The organism is Bacillus sp. AFS055030 (assembly GCF_002574545.1).
Taxonomy (GTDB): Bacteria; Bacillota; Bacilli; order Bacillales; family Bacillaceae_G; genus Gottfriedia.
Map to the genome: position 1 here is coordinate 12,441 of NZ_NUGT01000009.1, position 22,619 is coordinate 35,059.

At 33.8% G+C, this 22,619-nt stretch carries 19 protein-coding genes; 3 read left to right on the forward strand and 16 right to left on the reverse strand.

Annotated elements, in window-relative coordinates; genetic code table 11:
* Positions 1 to 149: 149 nt before the first annotated feature.
* From CN925_RS03210 to CN925_RS03250, 9 genes are all read right to left on the reverse strand, one after another.
* A complete protein-coding gene (locus tag CN925_RS03210) occupies positions 150 to 632 on the reverse strand; it encodes a GNAT family N-acetyltransferase (RefSeq protein WP_098844804.1) in 483 nt (160 codons plus the stop codon).
* Between the two features lie 151 nt (positions 633 to 783).
* On the reverse strand, positions 784 to 2,118 hold the full coding sequence (locus CN925_RS03215) for a dihydrolipoamide acetyltransferase family protein (protein WP_098844806.1): 1,335 nt from the start codon (positions 2,116 to 2,118) through the stop codon (positions 784 to 786).
* Between the two features lie 27 nt (positions 2,119 to 2,145).
* The gene (locus tag CN925_RS03220) at positions 2,146 to 3,129 is read right to left on the reverse strand and encodes an alpha-ketoacid dehydrogenase subunit beta (protein ID WP_098844809.1); all 984 of its coding nucleotides are present in this window, start codon (positions 3,127 to 3,129) and stop codon (positions 2,146 to 2,148) included.
* Between the two features lie 16 nt (positions 3,130 to 3,145).
* Complete coding sequence (locus CN925_RS03225; protein ID WP_098844811.1) at positions 3,146 to 4,150, reverse strand: thiamine pyrophosphate-dependent dehydrogenase E1 component subunit alpha; 1,005 nt, start codon at positions 4,148 to 4,150, stop codon at positions 3,146 to 3,148.
* A gap of 97 nt (positions 4,151 to 4,247) precedes the next feature.
* Positions 4,248 to 5,669, reverse strand: coding sequence for a dihydrolipoyl dehydrogenase (lpdA, locus tag CN925_RS03230; protein WP_098844814.1), 1,422 nt, complete (start codon positions 5,667 to 5,669; stop codon positions 4,248 to 4,250).
* Between the two features lie 19 nt (positions 5,670 to 5,688).
* Positions 5,689 to 6,789 (reverse strand): butyrate kinase, encoded by a 1,101-nt coding sequence (gene buk, locus CN925_RS03235; RefSeq protein WP_180232824.1) that lies wholly within the window; start codon positions 6,787 to 6,789, stop codon positions 5,689 to 5,691.
* A 118-nt stretch (positions 6,790 to 6,907) separates the two neighbouring features.
* The gene (gene bcd, locus CN925_RS03240) at positions 6,908 to 8,002 is read right to left on the reverse strand and encodes a branched-chain amino acid dehydrogenase (RefSeq protein ID WP_098844818.1); all 1,095 of its coding nucleotides are present in this window, start codon (positions 8,000 to 8,002) and stop codon (positions 6,908 to 6,910) included.
* A gap of 30 nt (positions 8,003 to 8,032) precedes the next feature.
* Complete coding sequence (gene yqiS, locus CN925_RS03245; RefSeq protein WP_098844821.1) at positions 8,033 to 8,938, reverse strand: phosphate butyryltransferase; 906 nt, start codon at positions 8,936 to 8,938, stop codon at positions 8,033 to 8,035.
* 209 nt (positions 8,939 to 9,147) lie between these two features.
* Positions 9,148 to 11,220, reverse strand: a complete 2,073-nt coding sequence (locus tag CN925_RS03250) for a sigma-54 interaction domain-containing protein (protein ID WP_098844824.1) — start codon at positions 11,218 to 11,220, stop codon at positions 9,148 to 9,150.
* Between the two features lie 187 nt (positions 11,221 to 11,407).
* Between CN925_RS03250 and CN925_RS03255 the strand changes: the two genes are divergently transcribed.
* On the forward strand, positions 11,408 to 11,656 hold the full coding sequence (locus CN925_RS03255) for a DUF2627 domain-containing protein (RefSeq protein WP_098844826.1): 249 nt from the start codon (positions 11,408 to 11,410) through the stop codon (positions 11,654 to 11,656).
* A 76-nt stretch (positions 11,657 to 11,732) separates the two neighbouring features.
* Here the strand turns inward: CN925_RS03255 and CN925_RS03260 are convergent, their stop codons facing one another.
* Positions 11,733 to 12,467 (reverse strand): glycerophosphodiester phosphodiesterase, encoded by a 735-nt coding sequence (locus tag CN925_RS03260; RefSeq protein ID WP_286138253.1) that lies wholly within the window; start codon positions 12,465 to 12,467, stop codon positions 11,733 to 11,735.
* Between the two features lie 84 nt (positions 12,468 to 12,551).
* On the opposite strand from CN925_RS03260, the gene CN925_RS03265 reads away from it, so the two are divergent.
* Both CN925_RS03265 and bacA read left to right on the forward strand, forming a co-directional pair.
* Complete coding sequence (locus tag CN925_RS03265; RefSeq protein WP_098844829.1) at positions 12,552 to 12,719, forward strand: YycC family protein; 168 nt, start codon at positions 12,552 to 12,554, stop codon at positions 12,717 to 12,719.
* 217 nt (positions 12,720 to 12,936) lie between these two features.
* Complete coding sequence (gene bacA / locus CN925_RS03270) at positions 12,937 to 13,737, forward strand: undecaprenyl-diphosphate phosphatase (RefSeq protein ID WP_098844832.1); 801 nt, start codon at positions 12,937 to 12,939, stop codon at positions 13,735 to 13,737.
* A gap of 639 nt (positions 13,738 to 14,376) precedes the next feature.
* On the opposite strand, the gene spo0A is transcribed toward bacA, so the two are convergent.
* The 6 genes from spo0A to dxs form a co-directional block, all read right to left on the reverse strand.
* Positions 14,377 to 15,165 carry a sporulation transcription factor Spo0A gene (gene spo0A, locus CN925_RS03275; RefSeq protein ID WP_098232839.1) on the reverse strand — a complete coding sequence of 263 codons (789 nt, stop codon included), beginning with the start codon at positions 15,163 to 15,165 and terminating at the stop codon, positions 14,377 to 14,379.
* Between the two features lie 612 nt (positions 15,166 to 15,777).
* Positions 15,778 to 16,944 (reverse strand): SpoIVB peptidase, encoded by a 1,167-nt coding sequence (gene spoIVB / locus CN925_RS03280; protein ID WP_483295166.1) that lies wholly within the window; start codon positions 16,942 to 16,944, stop codon positions 15,778 to 15,780.
* Positions 16,945 to 17,189: 245 nt separating this feature from the next.
* Positions 17,190 to 18,920: a DNA repair protein RecN gene (gene recN / locus CN925_RS03285; RefSeq protein WP_098844837.1), complete on the reverse strand. Its 1,731-nt coding sequence runs from the start codon at positions 18,918 to 18,920 to the stop codon at positions 17,190 to 17,192.
* A gap of 32 nt (positions 18,921 to 18,952) precedes the next feature.
* Positions 18,953 to 19,405: a transcriptional regulator AhrC/ArgR gene (ahrC, locus tag CN925_RS03290; protein ID WP_098844844.1), complete on the reverse strand. Its 453-nt coding sequence runs from the start codon at positions 19,403 to 19,405 to the stop codon at positions 18,953 to 18,955.
* 209 nt (positions 19,406 to 19,614) lie between these two features.
* A complete protein-coding gene (locus tag CN925_RS03295) occupies positions 19,615 to 20,442 on the reverse strand; it encodes a TlyA family RNA methyltransferase (RefSeq protein WP_098844847.1) in 828 nt (275 codons plus the stop codon).
* 15 nt (positions 20,443 to 20,457) lie between these two features.
* On the reverse strand, positions 20,458 to 22,338 hold the full coding sequence (dxs, locus tag CN925_RS03300) for a 1-deoxy-D-xylulose-5-phosphate synthase (protein WP_098844850.1): 1,881 nt from the start codon (positions 22,336 to 22,338) through the stop codon (positions 20,458 to 20,460).
* Positions 22,339 to 22,619: the final 281 nt, after the last annotated feature.

Here is a 22,619-nt window from a genome sequence, read left to right on the forward strand (position 1 = left end):
TCTTACAAATGTTACTGTTTGTAAAGGTTTTAGGTTTAGGGATCTCTCATTGAACGAAAGGTTTGGTAAGAATGTGGGAAAAGAGTTTGAACACCCAATTATAGAAATTCTAGAGTTATTTTAAATAAGGAAAATATAGGATTGCCTAACTAGTCTCTATTTTTTTTGTTTTTCATATCTCGATAAAGATTGTCTTTTAATATTGCCATGAATCGGTTATTACTATTATCAATCACTTCAAAACCGTATTTGCGGTATAAGTTGTGAGCATCTTTTGTTCCAAGTAAAAATGTTCGTACGGTTGATAGTTTTTCATAACTCATAATTTGGGCCATTAACCATTTTGATAAGCCTTGTTTACGATATTTTGGGAGAATAAATACGTCTGCTAAATAAGCAAATGTGACGCCATCTGATACTACTCTTGCGAAACCTACTTGTGTTGGTTTACTTTCTTCTGGATTCCCCTTGTAAACACCAAAACAGAAAGATCCTTCAATAAATCGATCAATGTACTCATAAGGTATTTCATTTGCCCAATATGAATCTTTGTCTAAAAAGTTATAAATAACTTCTCGGTTTAATAATTCCTTATTAGTTGATATGTAATAACCGTTTTGTTCAACTAGCACAAATTCCACTCCTTGTTAATTACAGAATTTTATAATTATTTAGTCATTATAACATGGGGATTTCAATTGTACGATTAACTCCTTTTGCCTTTCAACTTTTTTTACAAAAATAAAGAGGTTGCCCCTTAAGACAACCTCTTTTGTTTAAAAATTAGTATACGCTCGTATTTTCTTTTGTTGTATTTTCTAGAATTTCTTTTACTCTTCCTAAGAATTTACCACAAATGAATCCGTCAAGTACGCGGTGATCAAGAGATAAACATAGGTTAACCATGTCGCGAACGCCAATCATTCCATTTACAACAGATGGACGTTTTACGATGCTTTCGATTTGTAAAATTGCAGCTTGTGGATAGTTAATGATACCTGCACTTTGAACACTACCAAATGATCCAGTGTTATTTACAGTGAATGTGCCACCTTGCATTTCGTCTGATTTTAATTTACCAGTACGAACTTTTGTAGCTAATTCAGTAATTTCTCGTGCAATACCTTTGATTGTTTTCTCATCAGCATTTTTAATAACTGGAACAAATAATGCATCGTCCGTTGCAACAGCGATCGATAAGTTAATATCTTTCTTTTGGATGATTTTGTCTCCAGCCCACATTGAATTAATCATTGGGTATTCTTTAAGTGCTTGCGCTACAGCTTTAACAAAGAATGCGAAGAATGTTAAAGAGAAACCTTCTTTTTGTTTGAAAGAATCTTTAATGCTGTTTCTGTAATTTACTAAGTTTGTAACATCTACTTCAATCATCATCCAAGCATGTGGAGCTTCATGTTTACTACGTAACATATTTGAAGCAATTGCCTTACGTACACCTGTAACTGGAATTTCAATATCGCCAACTGCTGTAGGAATAACAGGTGCTGGTGGTGCAGCAGGTGTTTTCGCTACTTGGGCAGCAGGAGCAGTTTGTGCTACTACTGGTTGAGCAGGAGTTTCAACTGCAACAGGTGCTGGTGCTGCTTGAGGCACACCATTTGCAATTGCATTTAAAACATCTTTTCGAGTAACTCGACCATTATTTCCTGTACCAGGAATTAATGAAAGATCTAAATTATTTTCTTGTGCTAAACGAAGTACAGCCGGTGAATAACGTACTTTACCAGACTCATCAGTTTTAGCAATCGTTTGAACCGGTGCAGCAGCTACAGGAGTTTGTACTGGTGCTACAGGTGCAGTTTTTTCAACAGGTTTAGTTTCTTCGACTGTTGTAGCAGCTACTTCATCAGAAGCTCCTTCAACTTCAATCGTACAAATGATTTCACCAACAGCTAAAGTTTCACCTTCACCTGCGATTAATTCTTTAATCACACCAGAAAATGAAGATGGTACTTCAGCATTAACTTTATCTGTCATAACTTCAGCAAGTGGATCGTATTTATTTACACGATCTCCTACTTTTACTAACCAAGTACTAATTGTACCCTCAGTTACACTTTCACCTAATTGAGGCATTTTAATATTTTCGATCATCATTATGTCCCCCTTTTTCAAACAGTGCCATTAAAATGCTGCAAGTTCTCTAGCCGCTTTTTCTACTTTATCTGGATTAACCATGAAGAATTTTTCCATTGTAGGAGAGTAAGGCATTGCCGGAACATCAGGGCCAGCAAGGCGTGCGATTGGCGCATCTAACTCAAATAAGCAATTTTCAGCAATAATTGCTGCAACTTCGCTCATGATACTTCCTTCTTTATTATCTTCAGTTACTAATAAAACTTTTCCTGTTTTAGAAGCAGCTTCGATAATAGATTCTTTATCTAATGGATAAATTGTACGTAAATCTAATACATGTACAGAAATACCATCTTGAGCTAATTTCTCAGCAGCTTGAAGAGCAAAATGTACACATAATCCGTAAGTGATGATTGTAATATCTTCACCTTCACGTTTTACATCAGCTTTACCAATTGGAAGTACATAATCAGTTTCAGGTACTTCACCTTTAATTAAACGATAAGCACGTTTATGCTCAAAGAAAATTACTGGGTCATTATCACGAATTGCTGCTTTTAATAATCCTTTAACATCATAAGGAGTAGAAGGCATGACAATTTTTAATCCTGGTTGACCTGCAAATACCTTTTCAACAGATTGAGAATGATAAAGTGCCCCGTGTACACCGCCTCCATAAGGAGCACGAATCGTAATAGGACAAGTCCAGTCATTGTTTGAACGGTAACGAATTCTTGATGCCTCAGAAATAATTTGGTTTACTGCAGGCATGATGAAATCAGCAAATTGCATTTCAGCTACTGGTCTAAGTCCGTACATTGCAGCACCAATACCAACACCCGCAATTGCAGATTCTGCAAGTGGTGTATCTAATACTCGATCCTCACCAAATTGATCATATAGACCATGAGTCGCTTTAAATACTCCACCTTTTAATCCAACGTCTTCCCCTAATACAAATACCTTTGGATCGCGTTCCATTTCCTCTTTTAACGCTAAAGTTACTGCATCTATATAAGAAATTACTGCCATATTGTCCTACCCCCTCTTATTCTTCGTAAACAAACTTCAATGCATGCTCAGGTGCTGCATATGGAGCGTTTTCTGCGTAGTCAGTTGCTTCATCAACGATTGCACGAATTTTTGTATCTATTTCTTTTTCTATTTCTTCTGTTAACACACCAACTTCATGAAGATACTTAGCAAATGTAAATAAGCAATCTTTGCTTTTTGCTTCTTCTACTTCTTCACGAGAACGGTAAATACGATCATCATCATCACTAGAGTGTGCAGTTAATCGATAAGATACAGCTTCGATTAATGTTGGTCCTTCACCACGACGTGCACGGTCAACTGCTTCTTTTGTTACACGATAAACTTCTAAAGGATCATTTCCATCAACAGTGAAACCAGGCATACCATATCCAATTGCACGATCAGATACTTTTTCACAAGCTAATTGTTTCTCAATCGGAACTGAGATCGCATATTTGTTATTTTCACACATGAAAATTACTGGTAACTTATGTACACCAGCAAAGTTTGCACCTTCATGGAAATCACCTTGGTTAGAAGAGCCTTCACCAAATGAAACCCAAGAGACAATATCTTTACCTTCCATTTTTGCAGCTAGTGCTACACCAACAGCATGAGGTACTTGAGTTGTAACTGGAGATGAACCTGTAACGATACGGTTTTTCTTTTGTCCAAAGTGACCTGGCATTTGACGACCACCAGAGTTTGGATCTTCTGCTTTTGCAAAGCCAGAAAGCATTAATTCTTTTGCAGTCATTCCAAATTGTAAAACAACACCCATATCACGGTAATATGGTAATACGTAATCTTTTGTATTATCTAATGCGTAAGCTGATCCAACTTGTGCTGCTTCTTGTCCTTGACAAGAAATAACGAACGGAATTTTACCAGCACGATTTAATAACCACATACGCTCATCAATACGACGTGCCATTAGCATTGTTTCATACATACTAAGAACATCATCATTTGATAGACCAAGCTGTTCATGACGGTTTGAAGTTGTAACCTTTTCCATAAATATCCCCCTTTTACCACATACATGTGTGGAAGCGTTTTAAATCATTATAGTGATGAAATGTAGAGATTTGCTCTCTACATTTCAATTTTTTAAATTAAGAGTGAATTGCTAATCCTTCTACAGCAAGTGCTGCTTCACCAATAGCTTCAGATAATGAAGGATGTGGATGAATTGTATGAGAAATTTCCCAAGCCGTTGCATCTAATACACGTGCTAAGCCTGCCTCAGAAATCATATCAGTTACATGAGGTCCAATCATATGGACACCTAGTAGATCATTTGTCTCTTCATCAACGATAATTTTAACAAATCCATCATGCTCACCGTAAACTAAAGCTTTACCGATTGCACGGAATGAGAATTTTCCTTTTTTAACTGTATAGCCTTTTTCTTTCGCTTCACGTTCAGTTAAACCAACAGATGCAACTTCTGGATTACTATATACACATTTACTAACCATTGTTGGATCTAAAGGAAGTGGTGAATTACCTGCAATATGCTCAACTGCAATTGTACCTTCTCTTGAAGCAACATGTGCTAATTGTAAACCACCAATTACATCACCAATCGCGTAAATATGTGATTCTTTCGTTTGGTAATTAGCATTTGTTTGGATAAATCCATTTTCAACTACGATGTCAGTATTTTCTAGGCCGATTCCTTCAACATTCGCTTGACGGCCAACTGATACTAACATTTTTTCAGCAGTGAAAGATTTCTCAGTATCTTTATGAAGGGCATTAATTCTTACGCCATTATCGATTACTAAAGTTTCAGCTAAAACTTTCGCATCCGTAACTAATTTAATGCCTTTTTTCTTTAATAATCTTGTCATTTCTTTAGAAATTTCTTCGTCTTCTAAAGGTAAGATCGTTTTACTATACTCGATTACTGTTACCTCAACACCAAAATCTGCTAACATTGAAGCCCACTCAATACCGATTACACCGCCACCAACGATAATAATTGACGCTGGAAGTGACTCCATTTTTAACGCCTCGTCAGATGACATTACATGCTCACCATCAATTGTTAATCCAGGTAAAGACTTTGGTCTTGAACCAGTTGCGACTAATACATTCTTAGGAATTAGCATTTCGTTCTCGCTACCGTCGTTCATTTCTACTGAAATTGTTCCTGGCATTGGAGAGAAGATTGAAGGTCCTAAAATACGTCCCAATCCATTGTATACATCGATCTTACCTTGTTTCATTAAGTGTTCAACACCTTTATGAAGCCCGGCAACGATATTTTCTTTTCTTTGTTGTACTTTGCTAAAGTTTAATGTTACGCCTTCTGTTTCAACACCAAACTCTTCACTTTTTTTAGCAGTTGAATAAACTTCTGCACTACGTAATAATGCTTTACTTGGGATACAGCCTGCATGTAAGCAAGTTCCACCTAGTTTATTTTTTTCTACTACTGCCACTTTTAATCCTAATTGAGAAGCACGAATAGCAGCTACATAGCCACCAGTACCGCCACCGAGTACGACTAAATCATATTCTGTTGCCATGATGAAATTCTCCTCACATTTATACTAAAGATTTAACTGCAAATTCTCCAGGATAGATTTTTGCTTCTTCTTCTTCACGAAGTACGCGAAGTGCACCTTCACAAAGAGCTTGAAGTTCATTTTCACCTGGTAAAACAATTACACGTGCCATCCATTTAACTCTTTTTGTTATTTCATTAACAATAAAATCACTATAAGCAATTCCACCTGTTAATATAATTGCATCAATATTTCCTTCAAGAACAGCTGCCGCACTTCCAATTTCTTTTGCGACTTGGTAAGCCATTGCTTCATATACTAATGCAGCTTTTTCGTCACCATCTTCAATCATATTTTCGACTTTAATTGCATCAGCTGTACCAAGATAGCTTACTAAACCACCTTGACCAACCATCATTTTTTGAACTTCGTTAATATAGTAGTCACCAGAGAAACAAAGTTTTATTAAATCACCAATTGGTACAGTTCCAGCTCGCTCTGGGCTAAAAGGTCCTTCACCATCTAAACCGTTATTTACGTCAATTACGCGTCCTTTTTTATGAGCACCAACACTCACACCTCCACCCATGTGGGCGATAATAAGGTTTAAATCGTTATATGACTGTTCTAGTTGTTTTGACACTTTTCGTGCTACAGCTTTTTGGTTTAAAGCATGGAAAACACTTCTTCTTTCCATAAGTGATTGTCCGCTGATTCTTGCAACTGGATCTAATTCATCAACAACTACTGGATCAACAATAAATGCTGGGATGTTTAATCCTTGTGCAATCTCATTCGCAATGATCCCACCCAGATTTGAAGCATGTTGCCCGCTATAACCAATTTTCAAATCTTCTAACATGATTTCATTTACTGCATAAGTTCCACCTTCGATTGGTCTTAGTAATCCTCCTCGACCACAAACAGCACTTAATTTAGAGATGTTAATACCTTCTTTGTGTAATACTTCTAAAATAACATTTTTTCTAAATTCATATTGATCAATTATTGTTTTGTAATTATTTAATTCTTCATCGTCATGGCGTATTGTTTGTTCAAAAATTGGTTTTTCATCATCAAATACACCAACCTTTGTGGATGTGCTGCCAGGATTAATAACTAAAATACGATGCATTGTCAACACTCTCCCTTCTAAGTTTACCTTACCTTTATAACTAGAAAGAAAGAGGTACTATTACTTCGCTCTTTCTTTCCATCTAAAAAATAAAGGAATTTTAAGTTACATTTAAATTAGTCAATTATCTTCTGCTTAAGATATTGTGACCATTTGATAAGAATTGGCTACGAGATTTTGCCATTGTAGCGATACGCTCTTCAGCTAAACGGTCTGCAGCTAAATATGTTGGAATTCCGTCACGTTTTGAAATTTCGATAACTTTTGCAATGTTATCATATAAACCTTCAACTTTTTTCATTGCACGGTCGTAGTTATATCCGTATAACTCATCTGCTACGTTGATTACTCCACCAGAGTTGATTACATAGTCAGGAGCATAAACGATTCCTAATTCATGGATTAAATCACCATGACGAGTTTCTTTTAATTGGTTATTTGCAGAACCCGCAATAACTTTCGCTTTTAATTGTGGGATCGTTTTATCATTAATTGTTGCACCAAGTGCACATGGTGCATAAATATCACATTCTACTCCATAAATATCATCTGGATCTACTGCTGTAGCACCAAATGCTTCAACTGCACGTTGTACAGCTTCTTTATTGATATCTGTTACGATTAATTGAGCACCTTCTTCATGTAAGTACTCGCAAAGGCTGTAAGCAACATTACCAACACCTTGAATCGCAATTTTTTTACCTTCTAAGCTATCAGTACCAAATGCTTCTTTTGCAGCAGCTTTCATACCACGGTATACACCAAATGCAGTAACTGGAGATGGATTACCTGAAGAACCAAATGATGGTGAAATACCTGTTACATAGTCAGTTTCTTCGTGAATTAAATCCATATCTGCAACAGTAGTACCTACGTCTTCAGCAGTAATATAACGACCATTTAAGCCTTGGATATAACGACCAAATGCACGGAACATTGCTTCGTTTTTATCTTTACGTGGATCACCGATGATTACAGTTTTTCCTCCACCTAAGTTTAAGCCAGCAGCAGCATTTTTATAAGTCATACCTTTTGCTAAACGTAGAGCATCTTCAATTGCAGCTTCTTCTGTTTCGTAAGTCCACATTCTTGTTCCACCTAAAGCTGGACCTAATGTAGTATCGTGGATCGCAATGATTGCTTTTAATCCTGATGCTTTATCTTGGCAGAAAACAACTTGCTCATAATCATAAGTTTCTAAGTATTTGAAGATTTCCATGTAATAACAGCTCCCTTAAAATGTGTAAGTTTAGTTTTTTGAATTACATATAGCTAATGCTAATGAATATAATTTTGTCATTGCAGAGTCAGAACGCGATGTTAAAACAATCGGTGCCTTTGCTCCAGCAATAAGTGCAGCCACTTCTGAGTTAGCCATAAAGACTAAAGATTTATATAAAATATTTCCAGTTTCTATTGTAGGTACTAATAATATATCAGCTTGCCCAGCAACTTCTCCAGTCAAGCCTTTATGTTTTGCTGCTTCAACAGAAATGGCATTATCAAGCGCTAATGGTCCATCAACAATACAATTTTTAATTTGTCCTCTTGTATTCATGACAGTTAGTGTTGCTGCATCTAGTGTTGCTTGCATTGCAGGGTTTACTACTTCAACAGCTGCCAGTACAGCAACTTTAGGGGTTTCTATTCCTATTTTCCTTGCAATATCAACACTGTTTTCAATAATTTTCGCCTTTTGTTCTAAAGTAGGTGCGATGTTCATTGCAGCATCCGTTACGATAACTGCCTTGTCTCTACCTGGTACATCGAATATTGCAACATGTGATAAAACACTTTTATCTCTTAAACCATATTCTTTATTCAATACTTCTTTTAGAAGAACTGACGATGGAAGATTACCTTTCATTACAATTGAAGCTTCACCAGAGCGAACAGCTACAACTGCATTTTTAGCAGCCTCTTTAACTGAATGAGAATGAACAATTTTTAGTCTTTCTGCAAATTGTTCGTTTTTTAATAAATCTTCATACATTTCATAGATGGCTTGCTCATTTCCGAAAAGTAAAAAGTTTGCTAAATCATTATCTAATGCAATTGAAACTGCTTCTTTTACTTCGAAGTCCTCAGCAACAGCTACAGCAACAGTTTGCCTAGTATGATTTTTCGCACGTAACATTATATCTGTTAAATTCATTGAAAGCCCTTCCTTTCATCCCCCTGCACTATATAAAGCAATTAGCGTGCCAACTTTTCAAAAAGGATAAAACTATTTTAAAAATAGTTGAAAAGCCTTACATTACCAACAATCTAGTACCAGGTACTAGTAACACCAATAAATCTATTCTACAACAATATTTTGAAAAATGACAGTAATTGTATGCAAAAATATTCATAGCACGCAAATTATTGCGTGCTATTTTTTGCAGTGTGATATTTTTCCAATTTATAATACAAATTCCTTACTGATATCCCAAGCTCTTTTGCTGTCTTTGTTTTATTGCCATTATTTTTCATTAATATTTTTTCAATAATTTCACCTTCATAATTTATAACCATTTCATCAAGGGAGCTTATTTCTTCAGTATGAACTTCATTTTGATGAATAGATTGTTCTTGCTTAACTTGTACAATCGCTGTTAAATGTTCAGGGTTGATTTGTTTTTCATTAAATTTCATAAAGATAACAGCTCTTCCTAGCACATTTTCCAATTCCCTAACATTACCTGGCCAATTGTAACTTTTCAATTTATTTAATGCTGATAATGAAATCCCCTCAACATTTCTACCATAGTCTTGATTAATTTTTGCTAACAACCTCTCACTAATCGGCAAAATATCTTCAATTCGATCCTTTAGTGCAGGAATAATAATAGGAAGTTTATTTAATCGATAATACAGGTCTTCTCGAAACTTTCCTTCAATGATTGCTTCCTCTAGATGAACATTCGTCGCAGCAATCACTCGCACATTTATAGGAATAGCCTTTGTCCCACCAACACGTCTTATTTCTTTCTCTTGTAGGACTCTTAATAGTTTGGCTTGCATCGCAGGTGATAATTCTCCAATTTCATCTAAGAAAATACTACCATTATTAGCTTCCTCAAATAAACCTCTTTTCCCACCACGTTTTGCGCCAGAAAAAGCACCTTCTTCATAACCAAATAATTCACTTTCCAATAAAGATTCAGAAATCGCAGCACAATTCACTCGAACAAATTTATTATATTTGCGATCGCTTTCATTATGAATCGCATGAGCAAACAATTCCTTACCAGTTCCTGATTCCCCACGTAGTAATACGGTAGCAGGAGTACTCGCTGCTAATTTAGCCTGCATGATTGCTAAACTGATTCCTTCAGATTCACCAGCTATATCCTCGAATGAATATTTTGCCTCTAATGTCCTAATAATTTGACGAGCTCTATGTAGTTCATTCGTTAACTGAGAAATTTCTGAAACATCATGGATTACCCCTACACTACCCTTTAATTTACCGTCTACAATTACAGGCGCTACATTTACTAGTACATCACGATTTTGCTTTCCGACCTTCATTCGTACTCCACGAACTGCATGTTTTGTTTTTAACACTTTTAAATGAACACTTTCTCCTTCAGTAATATCAATCGTTGCATGTTTACCAATAACTTGTTCACTCGACAATCCAGTCAATCTTGTGTATGCCGGATTAATAATAATTCCATTACCTTTTTCATCTACAACTGAAATTGCTTCATCCGAACTTTGAATGACGGCCTCAAGCATGCTATGAACTTCTTTTAAATTCGTAACCTCTTCTGCCAAATCTAATACCTCAGTATCATCTTTAAAAACAGAAATGGCACCTTCAAGTTCACCATCTTCTCGAAAGATTGGAATACGGGTTGTAAAAATCTTACTTCCATTAATTAAAATATGCTCTTGATTAATTTCCTTCTTTTTCGTTTGAAGAACTCTAGGTAACTTGCTAGTCGGGACAACATCCAATATATACCTACCAATCGCAGCATCTTTATCAGTATTTAACATTCTTTCTGCAGAGCGATTAAATAAAAGAATTTTCCCCCATTTATCAACAACAATCATTCCATCGTGAGTGTTGTCCAAAATTAGTTCTTGTTGTCTTTTTTTATTATCGATTAAATGAAAAAGTGATTCTTTTTCTTGAACAAGATCAGATATCATTTTTGCAACTGAACCCGGGATCACTAAAGTATGTTTAGCTTTATACTCGTTTATTTCCTCGTATATCGTTTCATCTCCAGTAGTATTTATGACAACATCAATCTCTTCGTTTAAATTAGACTTCCAATCCTTTAATATTGGAATATGTAAGTTTTTAGCTAATTCTAATCCTTTAGCTTCTTTTATCATATCTACTACTGCAACAACTTGAAATAAATCAGAATGTGATAGTAGTTTTAATACTGCTGTACCTCCAGTTCCCATTCCAACGATCATTACGTTTTGTTTCATCTTAGTTCACCTACTAATTTCAACAAATTATTAAACACATTAAACTATTATATATATAAAGTCATTCCTTCGTCTATTTCAAATGTTTTATAAGTCTTGACAACACTATCCTTGTATAAGATTATGAAGAAAGAGAATTACGTAATTATACAATTTATTGTTACTATTATCGGAGGAATTAATAAACATGAAAGAATCATTTACACGTATGTTAGCATTCGTTGTGATTGTTGTACCAATAGCTTTAGCAGTTCTCGGAATTAAATTACTTCGTGACACGGTATTTCTGATCCATTCTTTTGGCATTCCAAATCTCCCATTACAATTAGTAATCGGCCTTGTTTCATTAGGTGTTGGTTTCTATTTAGTCGGAAGCTTTGTATTATTTAGAGACCGTAAACGAAACAAGGTTCAAGGTAGATTTTTAAAAAGATAATTTTTACGCGTAATAACTTAACCTAAAACAAAAGAATATTGAACAAAACAAAAAAAGTGCTTAGATCAGCACTTTTTTATTTACTAAGAAGTTGACTTCTCACTTGAAAAGCAAGCTCAGGGTAGTCAGTTATAATCGCTGTACATTTGACGCTAATTAATCGTTTCATAACAGCTGGTTCATTAATTGTATACGGTCTTACAGCAATCTTATGTTCCATTGTTTGTTCTATTTTTTCATCAGTAATAATGCGGTAATTAGGATGAATGCCATTTGCTTTATAATCTTCTGCAATGATCCACGGTTCTTTACTTCTTCTATTATATAAAACTGCAGTTTCAATGTCTGGTGCCATTAAGTGAAATTTAAGCATACTTTTATGATTAAACGAAGATAAAACGATTCTTTTTTCATATTCATATGAACGGATTAAATTAATTACTCGTTCTTCTAATCCATGGTATTCGATTTTATCATTTTTTAATTCAACATTAATACTAAAATTATTTCCTTTTGCCCAATCAAATACTTCTTTTAAGGTAGGAATCGTACATCCCTTGAATTGACGTTTAAATCGATAACTAGCATCAAACTGCTTTAATTCAGCTAACGTATAATCTTTAACGAAGCCTTTACCGTTTGTAGTACGATTTATAGTTTCATCATGAATAACTACGATTTCACCATCTTTTGATAAGTGTACATCTAACTCTATTCCATCTGCCCCTAAATCTTCACATGCCATAAAAGAAACCATCGTGTTTTCTGGGTACGTTCCTGCAGCACCTCTATGACCTATAATTTCGACCACTCAAATTCCCCCCACGTTGAGAAAATATGTACTTTCTTCTTTTTCTTATTGTATACTAATTTTACGAAACTAAGGAGGATTATTATGCGACCATTGCAAATTTCGCCTGAAACGGCAATTTTACTTTCTAAGAAATTAAACGTTCCTTTAGAACAAATTATGCATATGCCACAGCATATATTAATGAAAAAATTGATGGAATTGGATTTGTCTAAGAGCGAAGAAACGTCTAAGGATAACGAAACTAAATAGTCAATTAGCGTCAATAAAGAATTTAGAAGTAGTTTTTCTACTTCTTTTTTTATTAATTCTAACTTTAAACTACATTTTTATGTAAAATTGTACAAATAAGTAACAATTATGAGCTAATTTTAATTTAAACTTCCTTTCATATTAGGTAGTTTTCAAGTAAAATGGAATGTATTGCGTATATTTTATAAACGAAAAGTATTTATGGAGGTATTTTTAAATGTTACCTGATTGGTTAATTGGTTTGATCATGGGAATGGTAGAAGGATTAACAGAATTTTTACCGGTTTCTTCTACTGGTCATATGATTTTAGTTGCTGATTTATTAAATTTCACAGGGGAGAAAGCAACTTTTTTTGAAGTAATTGTTCAACTTGGTTCAATCCTAGCAGTAGTTGTTGTTTTTTGGAAACGACTATGGTCAGTACTAGGAGTAAAATCAGATGGATATAGACAAACGAACCTCAACTTAATTCATATTATTATCGGTGCAATTCCAGCCGGGATTGTAGGGCTTATCTTCCATGATTTCATTAAAGATGTTTTATTCTCACCTAAAACTGTTGTAATCGGATTAGTAGCTGGCGGTATTTTATTAATTGTAGCTGAAAAAGTCTCTAAACATCCTAAATCATCTGATTTAGATCATATCTCTTATAAACAAGCTTTTATTATTGGATGCTTCCAAATGTTAGCTCTTTGGCCAGGATTTTCACGATCAGGCTCTACGATAGCTGGTGGATTATTGTTTGGTTTAGATCGAAAAACTTCTGCAGAATTTACCTTTATTTTAGCAGTACCTATGATGATCGCTGCAAGTGGATTAGATTTAATTAAAAATATCGATATTCTAAGTGCTTCAGATTTACCATTATTCGTAACTGGATTCATCACTGCATTCATAGTTGCATTACTTGCGATTGTTTCCTTCCTAAAACTATTAGAGAAAGTAAAACTTACAGGGTTTGCAGTTTATCGTTTTATTGTAGCGATTGTTTTCACGATTGTATTTATATTCTAATTTAAGATAGGACAACCTTATTGGTAGTCCTATTTTTTTTGTATAAACATTTCGTGATCCATTATAATCAATTTATTTTACAAATGGAAAAAGGCTATCCGTACATCGTATACGAATAGCCTTTATATTATATATGTTAGTAATTTAATTTTAAAATTGTTGTCTATTGGCGAAAGCCCTACCTCTCTTTCGCAATTCGGCTCCAGGGCCGTTCCATTAGGCAGCTTGTTTCACAACAATCTTCACTAACAGACACTACTACTAATTTACAAATAAGGTTGAAATAGCTGACGCGTCATGGAATACGTCCAATTTTCTTCCAAATTTCGTAGTAATAATATCGTTTTCTAAAATTTCCAGTGGCGCATTTTATATTATAGCATACCAAAAATTATTAAGCAAACTAATTTATTACGTGGCGACGCTTGTTTTAGACTATTTGATAATAACTTAATAAACGATTCAACACCAAAAGAAAACGTTGTCTATTGTAGACAACGTTTTCTTTTAACAAATAATATAATTGCTAATGCGAAAAAGTACCGAAGATCTCATAAGAAGTTATTCGCTAAGAGAAATGTCTGTGGAATCACTATCAGAAGTTAATCGGAATTGAATTTTTCATATACTAAAAATAAATTAAGAAGCTTTATGTTCTAAACGTAATTTATCAGCTACCATTGCAATAAATTCTGAATTTGTTGGTTTTGCCTTTGACATTGAAATTGTGTAACCGAATAATGTAGAAATACTATCAATATTTCCACGACTCCACGCTACTTCAATCGCATGACGAATTGCACGTTCAACTCGACTAGCTGTTGTATTAAACTTTTTAGCGATATCTGGATATAAGACTTTTGTAATAGAACCTAGAAGCTCAATATCATTGTATACCATCGAAATCGCTTCACGTAAGTACATATATCCTTTAATATGTGCAGGTACCCCAATTTCATGGATGATACTTGTGATACTAGCATCTAAGTTACGTGGCTTGCTTTCGTAATTTGAAACTAAAGAAGGTGAATTACGTTTAGTTACTGCACTACCCTTCCCAACTACTTGACGGATATTGCTAATTAAATGCTCCATATCAAATGGTTTTAAGATAAAATATGATGCACCAAGGTCAACAGCTTTTTTAGTCACATCTTCTTGGCCAAATGCAGTTAGCATAATAACATTTGGAATTTTTTCAACTAAACCAGCGCGTAATCGATCTAAAACAGCTAAACCATCTAAATGAGGCATAATAATATCTAAGACTAGTACATCTGGCTTTTTATCCTTCACTAGAGGTAAGCAGTCTTGTCCATTAAACGCAACACCAACCACTTCCATATCTGTCTGTGCGTTAATGTAGTTTTCTAACATAATAACAAGTTCTTTATTATCATCAACTAATAATACTTTAATTTTCTCCACGCCCGTTCCTCCCTACATCCTCTATAGTGAATTTACATTACTTATTACCGATAATTTCGACAATAAAAATTTATTTCCTGTTTTTATTATAAATTCTGAATATTTTTATTAATATAGATAGTTTTCTTCAATTTCTTCTAGCATTCGACGATTGGATTAAAAACTACTATGTATTAAGTCGAAATATACATATAATTCATTATATAAAAAATGAAATAGTATGTAAATTTATAATTTTTAATAAAAATTTACAATTCTGTAACATTAAGCGTCCTATCAACCATCCTTTACATTAAATTTTTTTTAATCTTTTTATATTACTACTAGTATACTACCATTTTTTTCCTATTTTGACTTATTTTTAACTAAATACAGTACAAAAAAATAAATAGTTGAATTTTTTTTGGCGTTGAAATTCTAAATCTCATCTTAGCTTTAAATCAATTCGTAAAGTAATATTATTACATAGGTTAGCCTGTGGGGATCCTGGTAATCCCCTAAGCCCTATTAAGAACCTAAGTAGTAATTTATCCCTATAGGAGCTACGAGAGCTCCTATAATAAAAATAAACATAAAAATACACCTACATATCTGATAGGTGTATTTTAGAAATCAAGAAGCTTTTTTATTTTGATAATCATAAATCGGTACTTTTGCCTCATCAAGCATCCACTCTATATGGACTCCGTATCCACTAGTCGAATCATTTACAAAAACATGTGTAACGGCTCCGATTAATTTTCCATCTTGAATGATTGGTGAGCCGCTCATACCTTGTACAATTCCGCCAGTTTCTTTCAGTAAACGTTTATCAGTAACTTTTAAAATGATTCCTTTTGTGGAAGGAAATTTTTGTTGAATACTACTGACTATTTCTATGTCAAAAGCTTCTACTTTATTATCATGGATTACTGTAAGTATTTTTGCAGGACCCTTTTTCACTTCATTTGATAATGCAATTGGTAATGGTTTAGACATGATCCCATTATCGATTTTATTGTTAACTTTACCAAATATGCCAAAAGGACTATTTGAAGTGATATTACCAATCGTTCCACGATCTAACGCAAAATGCGCTATTTTTTCTCCTGGTGAGCCATCTACACCTTTTTCAATTGCTGTAACTGTTGAATAGACAATATGCCCATCTTCTACTTCAATGGCTTTTCTCGTATCGCTATCAGAGATAACATGTCCTAGGGCCCCATATTTTAATGATTTAGGTTCTATGAATGTCATCGTTCCAATACCAGAGGCTGAATCTCTTATATATAATCCAATTCGATAACTATTGTGACCTTGATCACGAATAGGCTGCAACATTTTTGTATAATATTTACCCTCTCGTTTTACTGTGATTTTTATAGGCTTTCCATACTTTCCTGCTTTTTGAATAAACGGTAATACATCTGACATTTTTTCGATTTGTTTATCATTCATTTTTATAATCATGTCTCCAACTTTAATACCGGCAATTTCACCTGGAGACTTTTGTCCAGAACTTGTATTTACTAAATGATGTCCAACGACTAAGACACCTACTGAATTAAGTTTTACTCCTATTGATTGTCCTCCTGGTATTATTCTTAAACTGTTTAATACTTTTACATCTACCTTTTTACTTGGTAATTCATTCATCCCAAGTGCTACATTAACAATTTCTTGCTGATCTTTCTTTTTTATGGTAGATGAAAATACATTATTTTGATTTATATTAAACACGCCAATACCAACTATAAATAAAAGGAGAAGAATTTTTATTATTCGTTGAACATTTATTTTTTTCACAAGCGAATCACTCTCCTTAGCGCCAAATTTCATTTTTTAATTCGTGGCTATGTAGTTAATGTTAGCTTTGTAAAAGCAAAATATGATTGTAAAAATATGATAGAATCTTTAACGTATAATGTTGTATTAGTATGTTTCATTTAGCATTTTCCAATTACTAATTTATCAATAATTCCCATAAAAAAAAGAGAATATTTAATGTATAGAAAAATCTATCATTAAACATTCTCTTTTGCTCATTGAGATTGGTATTTTGCAGAAGCTGCCTGATCAATCAATTCTTTAGCGTGTTGTATCGTTACATCTGTAATTTCAACTCCAGCGATCATCCTTGCAATTTCATTAATTTTTTGATCATTTCTTAATGGAGTAACAGAAGTTTTCGTTCGATTTCCATCAATTAATTTGGCGATAAATAAATGCGTATCTGCCATAGATGCAACTTGTGGTAAGTGAGTTATACAAAGTACTTGAGAATCGATTGAAACTTTGTATATTTTTTCTGCGATTGCCTGTGCTACTCTACCACTTACCCCTGTATCAACTTCATCAAATATTATTGAAGTAATCCCTTGATGCTTTGTAAAAATACTCTTTAATGCTAAGAACATCCTTGACAGTTCGCCACCAGAAGCAACCTTTGCTAATGGCTTTAAAGGCTCACCTGGGTTTGTTGAAATATAAAATTCAACAAAATCAAATCCATCTTTTTTAAACTTCACATGCTGATCATCCATTAATGGATCTGATTCTTGACCTTCTTCAACATCAAACATAATTTCAAAGGTTGTTTTATCCATATAAAGTTCTTTTAATTCTTTATGTATATCTGCAGTCAATTTGATGGCTAATTCTTTTCTTTTATTTGAAAGAGCTTTACCTGCATTAATTAGATTGTTTGTTACTTGATCTAAGTCTTTTTGCAACTTCTCTATATGCATATCTTTATGTTGAATAGTATCCAACTCTTGTTCAATATCTTCTGCGTATTTTAAGATATCAGCAACACTGTGGCCATACTTCTTTTTTAACATAGAGATCTCACTTAGACGAGTTTCTATTTCGTTTAATCGATTTGGATCGTATTCCATTTGCTCAATGGAATCACGTAATCGATATGATATATCCTCTAATAAGTAATAGCTGCTACTAATTCCTTCATGCATTTCTTTAATGTCATTATCAATATTCGTTACTGACTCTAAAGAATACATACTCGACCTAACCGAATCTAAACCTGATCCATCTTGCGATAAACTTTGATATGCTTCGACTAAGGATTTATAAATGCGTTCAAAATTTGAAATTTTGAGTCTTTCTTCCATTAATTGATCGTCTTCATTTTCCATCAAATTCGCATTTTGTATTTCTGTTAACTGAAATTGAATTAAATCTAACCTATGAGCCATTTGTTGTTCATTCTCAGTTAATTGTTTTAACTGTTTTTTTAAGTCTGTATAGTTATTAAATATAGTTTGATATTCAGTATACAAAGGAGCAATTGCTTTTTCATCATATTGTTGTAACATCGGTAAATGATATTCTTGATTCATTAAGTCTTGGCTTTCATGTTGCCCATGAATATCAACAAGTAAACCACCAATTTCCTTAAGTATAGAAGTTGTCACTAATTTCCCATTGATACGGCATACACTTTTACCAGATGAAGTAATATCTCTTTTTAAAATGATCATTTCATCTTCAATGTCAAAGCCTAATTCTCTGCATCTAGAATAAATTAGATGATTCTCATTTTCGATATGAAATAAGCCTTCAATTTCAGCTTTTTCAGTATCATATCTTACGAATTCTGCAGATCCACGACCACCAAGTAACAGACCGATAGCGTCAATAATGATCGACTTCCCCGCTCCTGTTTCACCACTTAGTACAGTTAAACCCTTTTCAAATGAAATGGAAACTTCCTCAATGATTGCAAAATTTTTAATGATAATTTCAGATAACAATGAGTTTCTCTCCTCTTTTTAAAACCATTCTCCTATTGAAGCATGTCAATAAATTTTTCTTTTAAATCCTCAGCATCTGCAGGTGTACGACAAATGATTAAGATCGTATCATCACCACAGATTGTACCCATAATTTCATCCCACTCTAAATGATCAATTAATGCACCTACTGCATTCGCATTACCTGGCAAAGTTTTCATTACAATTAGATGACTTGAACTATCAATTTTTATAAATGAATCAATTAAAAGTCTTTTTAGTTTTTGTAATGGATTAAATCTTTGATCTGCAGGTAAGCTATATTTATATCGACCATCAGATAACGGTACTTTTACTAAATGTAGTTCCTTTATATCACGTGAAATTGTTGCTTGGGTTACTTTAAACCCTAAGTCTCGTAGTGCTTGTACTAACTCATCTTGTGTTTCGACTTCATTTTTTGCGATAATTTCTCGTATTTTTATATGACGCTGACCTTTATTCATAATACACCTCTTTGCAAATTCCGACAAATATCTTACTTACAGATTATCTTAACTAATCTACTGGTTATTGTATATATATTTTTAAACGTTTTCATAAAATGTATTTTTTAAACATAATTTTTTCTTTTGTATCCGATTTAACGAATTCTTTAACATTCATTACTAAATTTGAAAAAGGAGAAAAAGGAAACCTATTTGGTTTCCTTTTATTATTTAACCTTCTTTAATTCACTATGTGCTTCATTTACGATTTCCATTGGTGATTGATTTAACTCGCTATTTCCAATTTCTTTTGAACCTTCCCAATGAAGGTGAATTAAAAATTCTATATTACCGTCTCCACCAGTTATAGGAGAAAAAGTTAATGCTTTTATATCATATCCTTGGCGAAGAGCAAAATCGATCATCATTTCAATAACTTGTTCATGCACTTTTGGATCACGTACTATCCCCTTTTTACCAACTTGTTCTCTACCAGCTTCAAATTGGGGTTTAATTAACGCGACTACATCACTTGAAGGTACTAATAATGTTTTTAGGACTGGTAAAATCAAACGTAACGAAATAAAGGATACGTCAATTGAAGCAAATTGAGGTAAACCTTCGACTAAATCTTCAGGTTTAACATAACGAAAATTCGTTCGTTCCATTACTATAACACGTTCATCTTGCCTTAATTTCCAAGCAAGTTGATTGTAGCCAACATCAAGTGCATATGATTTTTTTGCACCATTTTGGAGGGCACAATCCGTAAATCCCCCTGTTGAAGAGCCAATATCAATCATAATTTTATCTTTAACTGATAAATCGAATGTATTTATAGCTTTTTCTAATTTGTACCCTCCACGGCTCACATAAGGCATAACTTCACCTTTGATTTGTAATGGAAGTTCAATATCTATTTTTTCTCCAGGCTTATCTAATCTTTGTTCGTTTGTATAGACTAGTCCTGCCATAATTGCTCGTTTAGCTTTTTCTCGTGTTTCAATTAAACCACGATCTACTAAAAGTACGTCTACTCGTTCCTTTTTTGCCATTTAAATGTCATCCTCTTATTTATTACAAACCATTTCACGTATTTTCTTAACCGATTCATCTTTTGTTAAATGAATTTCATCAAGTAATTTATCTACATCACCGTGTTCAACAAATAAATCCGGTATACCTATACGTTCTACGCGGACGTTTTGAAAATTATTTGAACTTGCAAATTCTAAAACAGCACTTCCAAAACCACCTTGTAATACTGCTTCTTCAATCGTTAAAATCGGCTTTTTGTCCTTAAAGATATCATTTAACATTGCAGTATCCATCGGTTTAATAAATCTGGCGTTTACTACTTTAACAGAGATATTTTCCTTCTCTAACTCATCGGCTGCATCTAGTGCCATTTTTATTGTCGTACCAAAAGTTAAGATAACTGCATCAGTACCTTCTTTTAATACTTCCCATGACCCAATTGGGATTTCTTTTAATTGATCATCCATTGATACCCCTATACCATTGCCTCTTGGGAAACGCAATGCAATTGGACCATCATCGTATCGAATTGCTGTGTTTACCATATGTTGACCTTCATTTTCATCTTTAGGCATCATTAATACTAAGTTTGGTATGTGTCGTAGGAAGGCAATATCAAAGACACCTTGATGAGTTTCCCCATCGGCACCTACTAATCCCGCACGGTCGATTCCAATGAATACATTTAAATTTTGTCTACAAATATCATGTAATACTTGGTCGTATGCTCTTTGAAGGAATGTGGAATAAATTGCTAAAAACGGCTTCATTCCTTGTGTTGCTAAACCAGCTGCTACAGTTGCGGCGTGTTGCTCTGCAATACCGACATCAAAAATTCTGTCAGGTAATTGAGCTTGGAAATTTTCCAATTTTGAACCTACTGGCATAGCAGGAGTAATCGCTACGATTCGCTCATCTTTTAATGCTAACTTTAATACAGTATCACTAACAAGTTTACTCCATGCTGGTGGTGCCTTATCCGGCTTTATTAACTTCCCAGATTCAACTTTATAAGGACCTGTGCCATGCCAAGTTCCAATATCATCACTTTCTGCTGGCTTATATCCTTTTCCTTTTTTCGTTAGTACATGGACTAGAACTGGGCCTTTTGTTTTCTTAGCATATTCAAGTGATTCAAATAAATCTTCAAAATTATGCCCATCAACTGGTCCAAAATAAGTGAATCCCATTTCCTCAAAAAACATTCCTTGTGTGACTAAGTATTTTAGGCTATCTTTTAATTTTTTTGATGTACTTGAAAGTTTATCTCCGATTCCAGGTATTTTTTTGATCACACCTTCAAGTTCACCTTTTGCCCAACGGTATTTCCCAGTTGTTCTCAGTCTACCTAAAATGCTATGTAAAGCACCAACGTTCGGAGCTATAGACATTTCATTATCATTTAAAATAACGATGACATCTTTTTGTTCATGTCCAATATGATTCATTGCTTCAAGAGCCATCCCACCAGTTAATGCACCATCCCCGATAATCGGAACAATGTATTCACCAGTTTTCTTTATATCTCTAGCAATAGCCATCCCCATTGCAGCAGATAGTGAAGTCGAGCTGTGTCCAGTTTCCCATACATCATGCTCACTTTCATTTCGCTTAGGAAAGCCACATAAACCTTTAAACTGTCTTAGTGTAGTAAATTCTTTTGCTCGACCAGTTAAAATTTTATGAACATATGATTGATGTCCTACATCCCATAAAAATTTGTCTTTAGGCGAATCAAAGACTTTATGTAATGCAATCGTTAATTCAACAACACCTAAATTTGGCGCAATATGACCACCTGTCTCAGAGAGCTGTTGAATTAGAAATTTACGAATTTCTTCACTTAATACTTCTAATTCACCGTTCGTTTTATTTTTTAAAAAGCTCGGATTTTCAATTGTCGTAAGATCCATCTTGGATCACTCACCTTCCTAGATGTTAAATCTATATAAATAATTCATTATTATGTAATTTTATCTATAAAATGATTTTACCATACTTGTAGTTAAACGCTAGTTCCTTAAATAACTAACTCTTAACACCATGTATCATAATACCATTTTTATTAAAATCTGTTTAATGTTTTTTATTTTTATAAAACAAAATTATTTCTAATAATGTAAAGAAAGCCGCTAGCACATATGTGTTAACGGCCTACATTTCTGTATATTTTATTAACAACATTAACGATTAT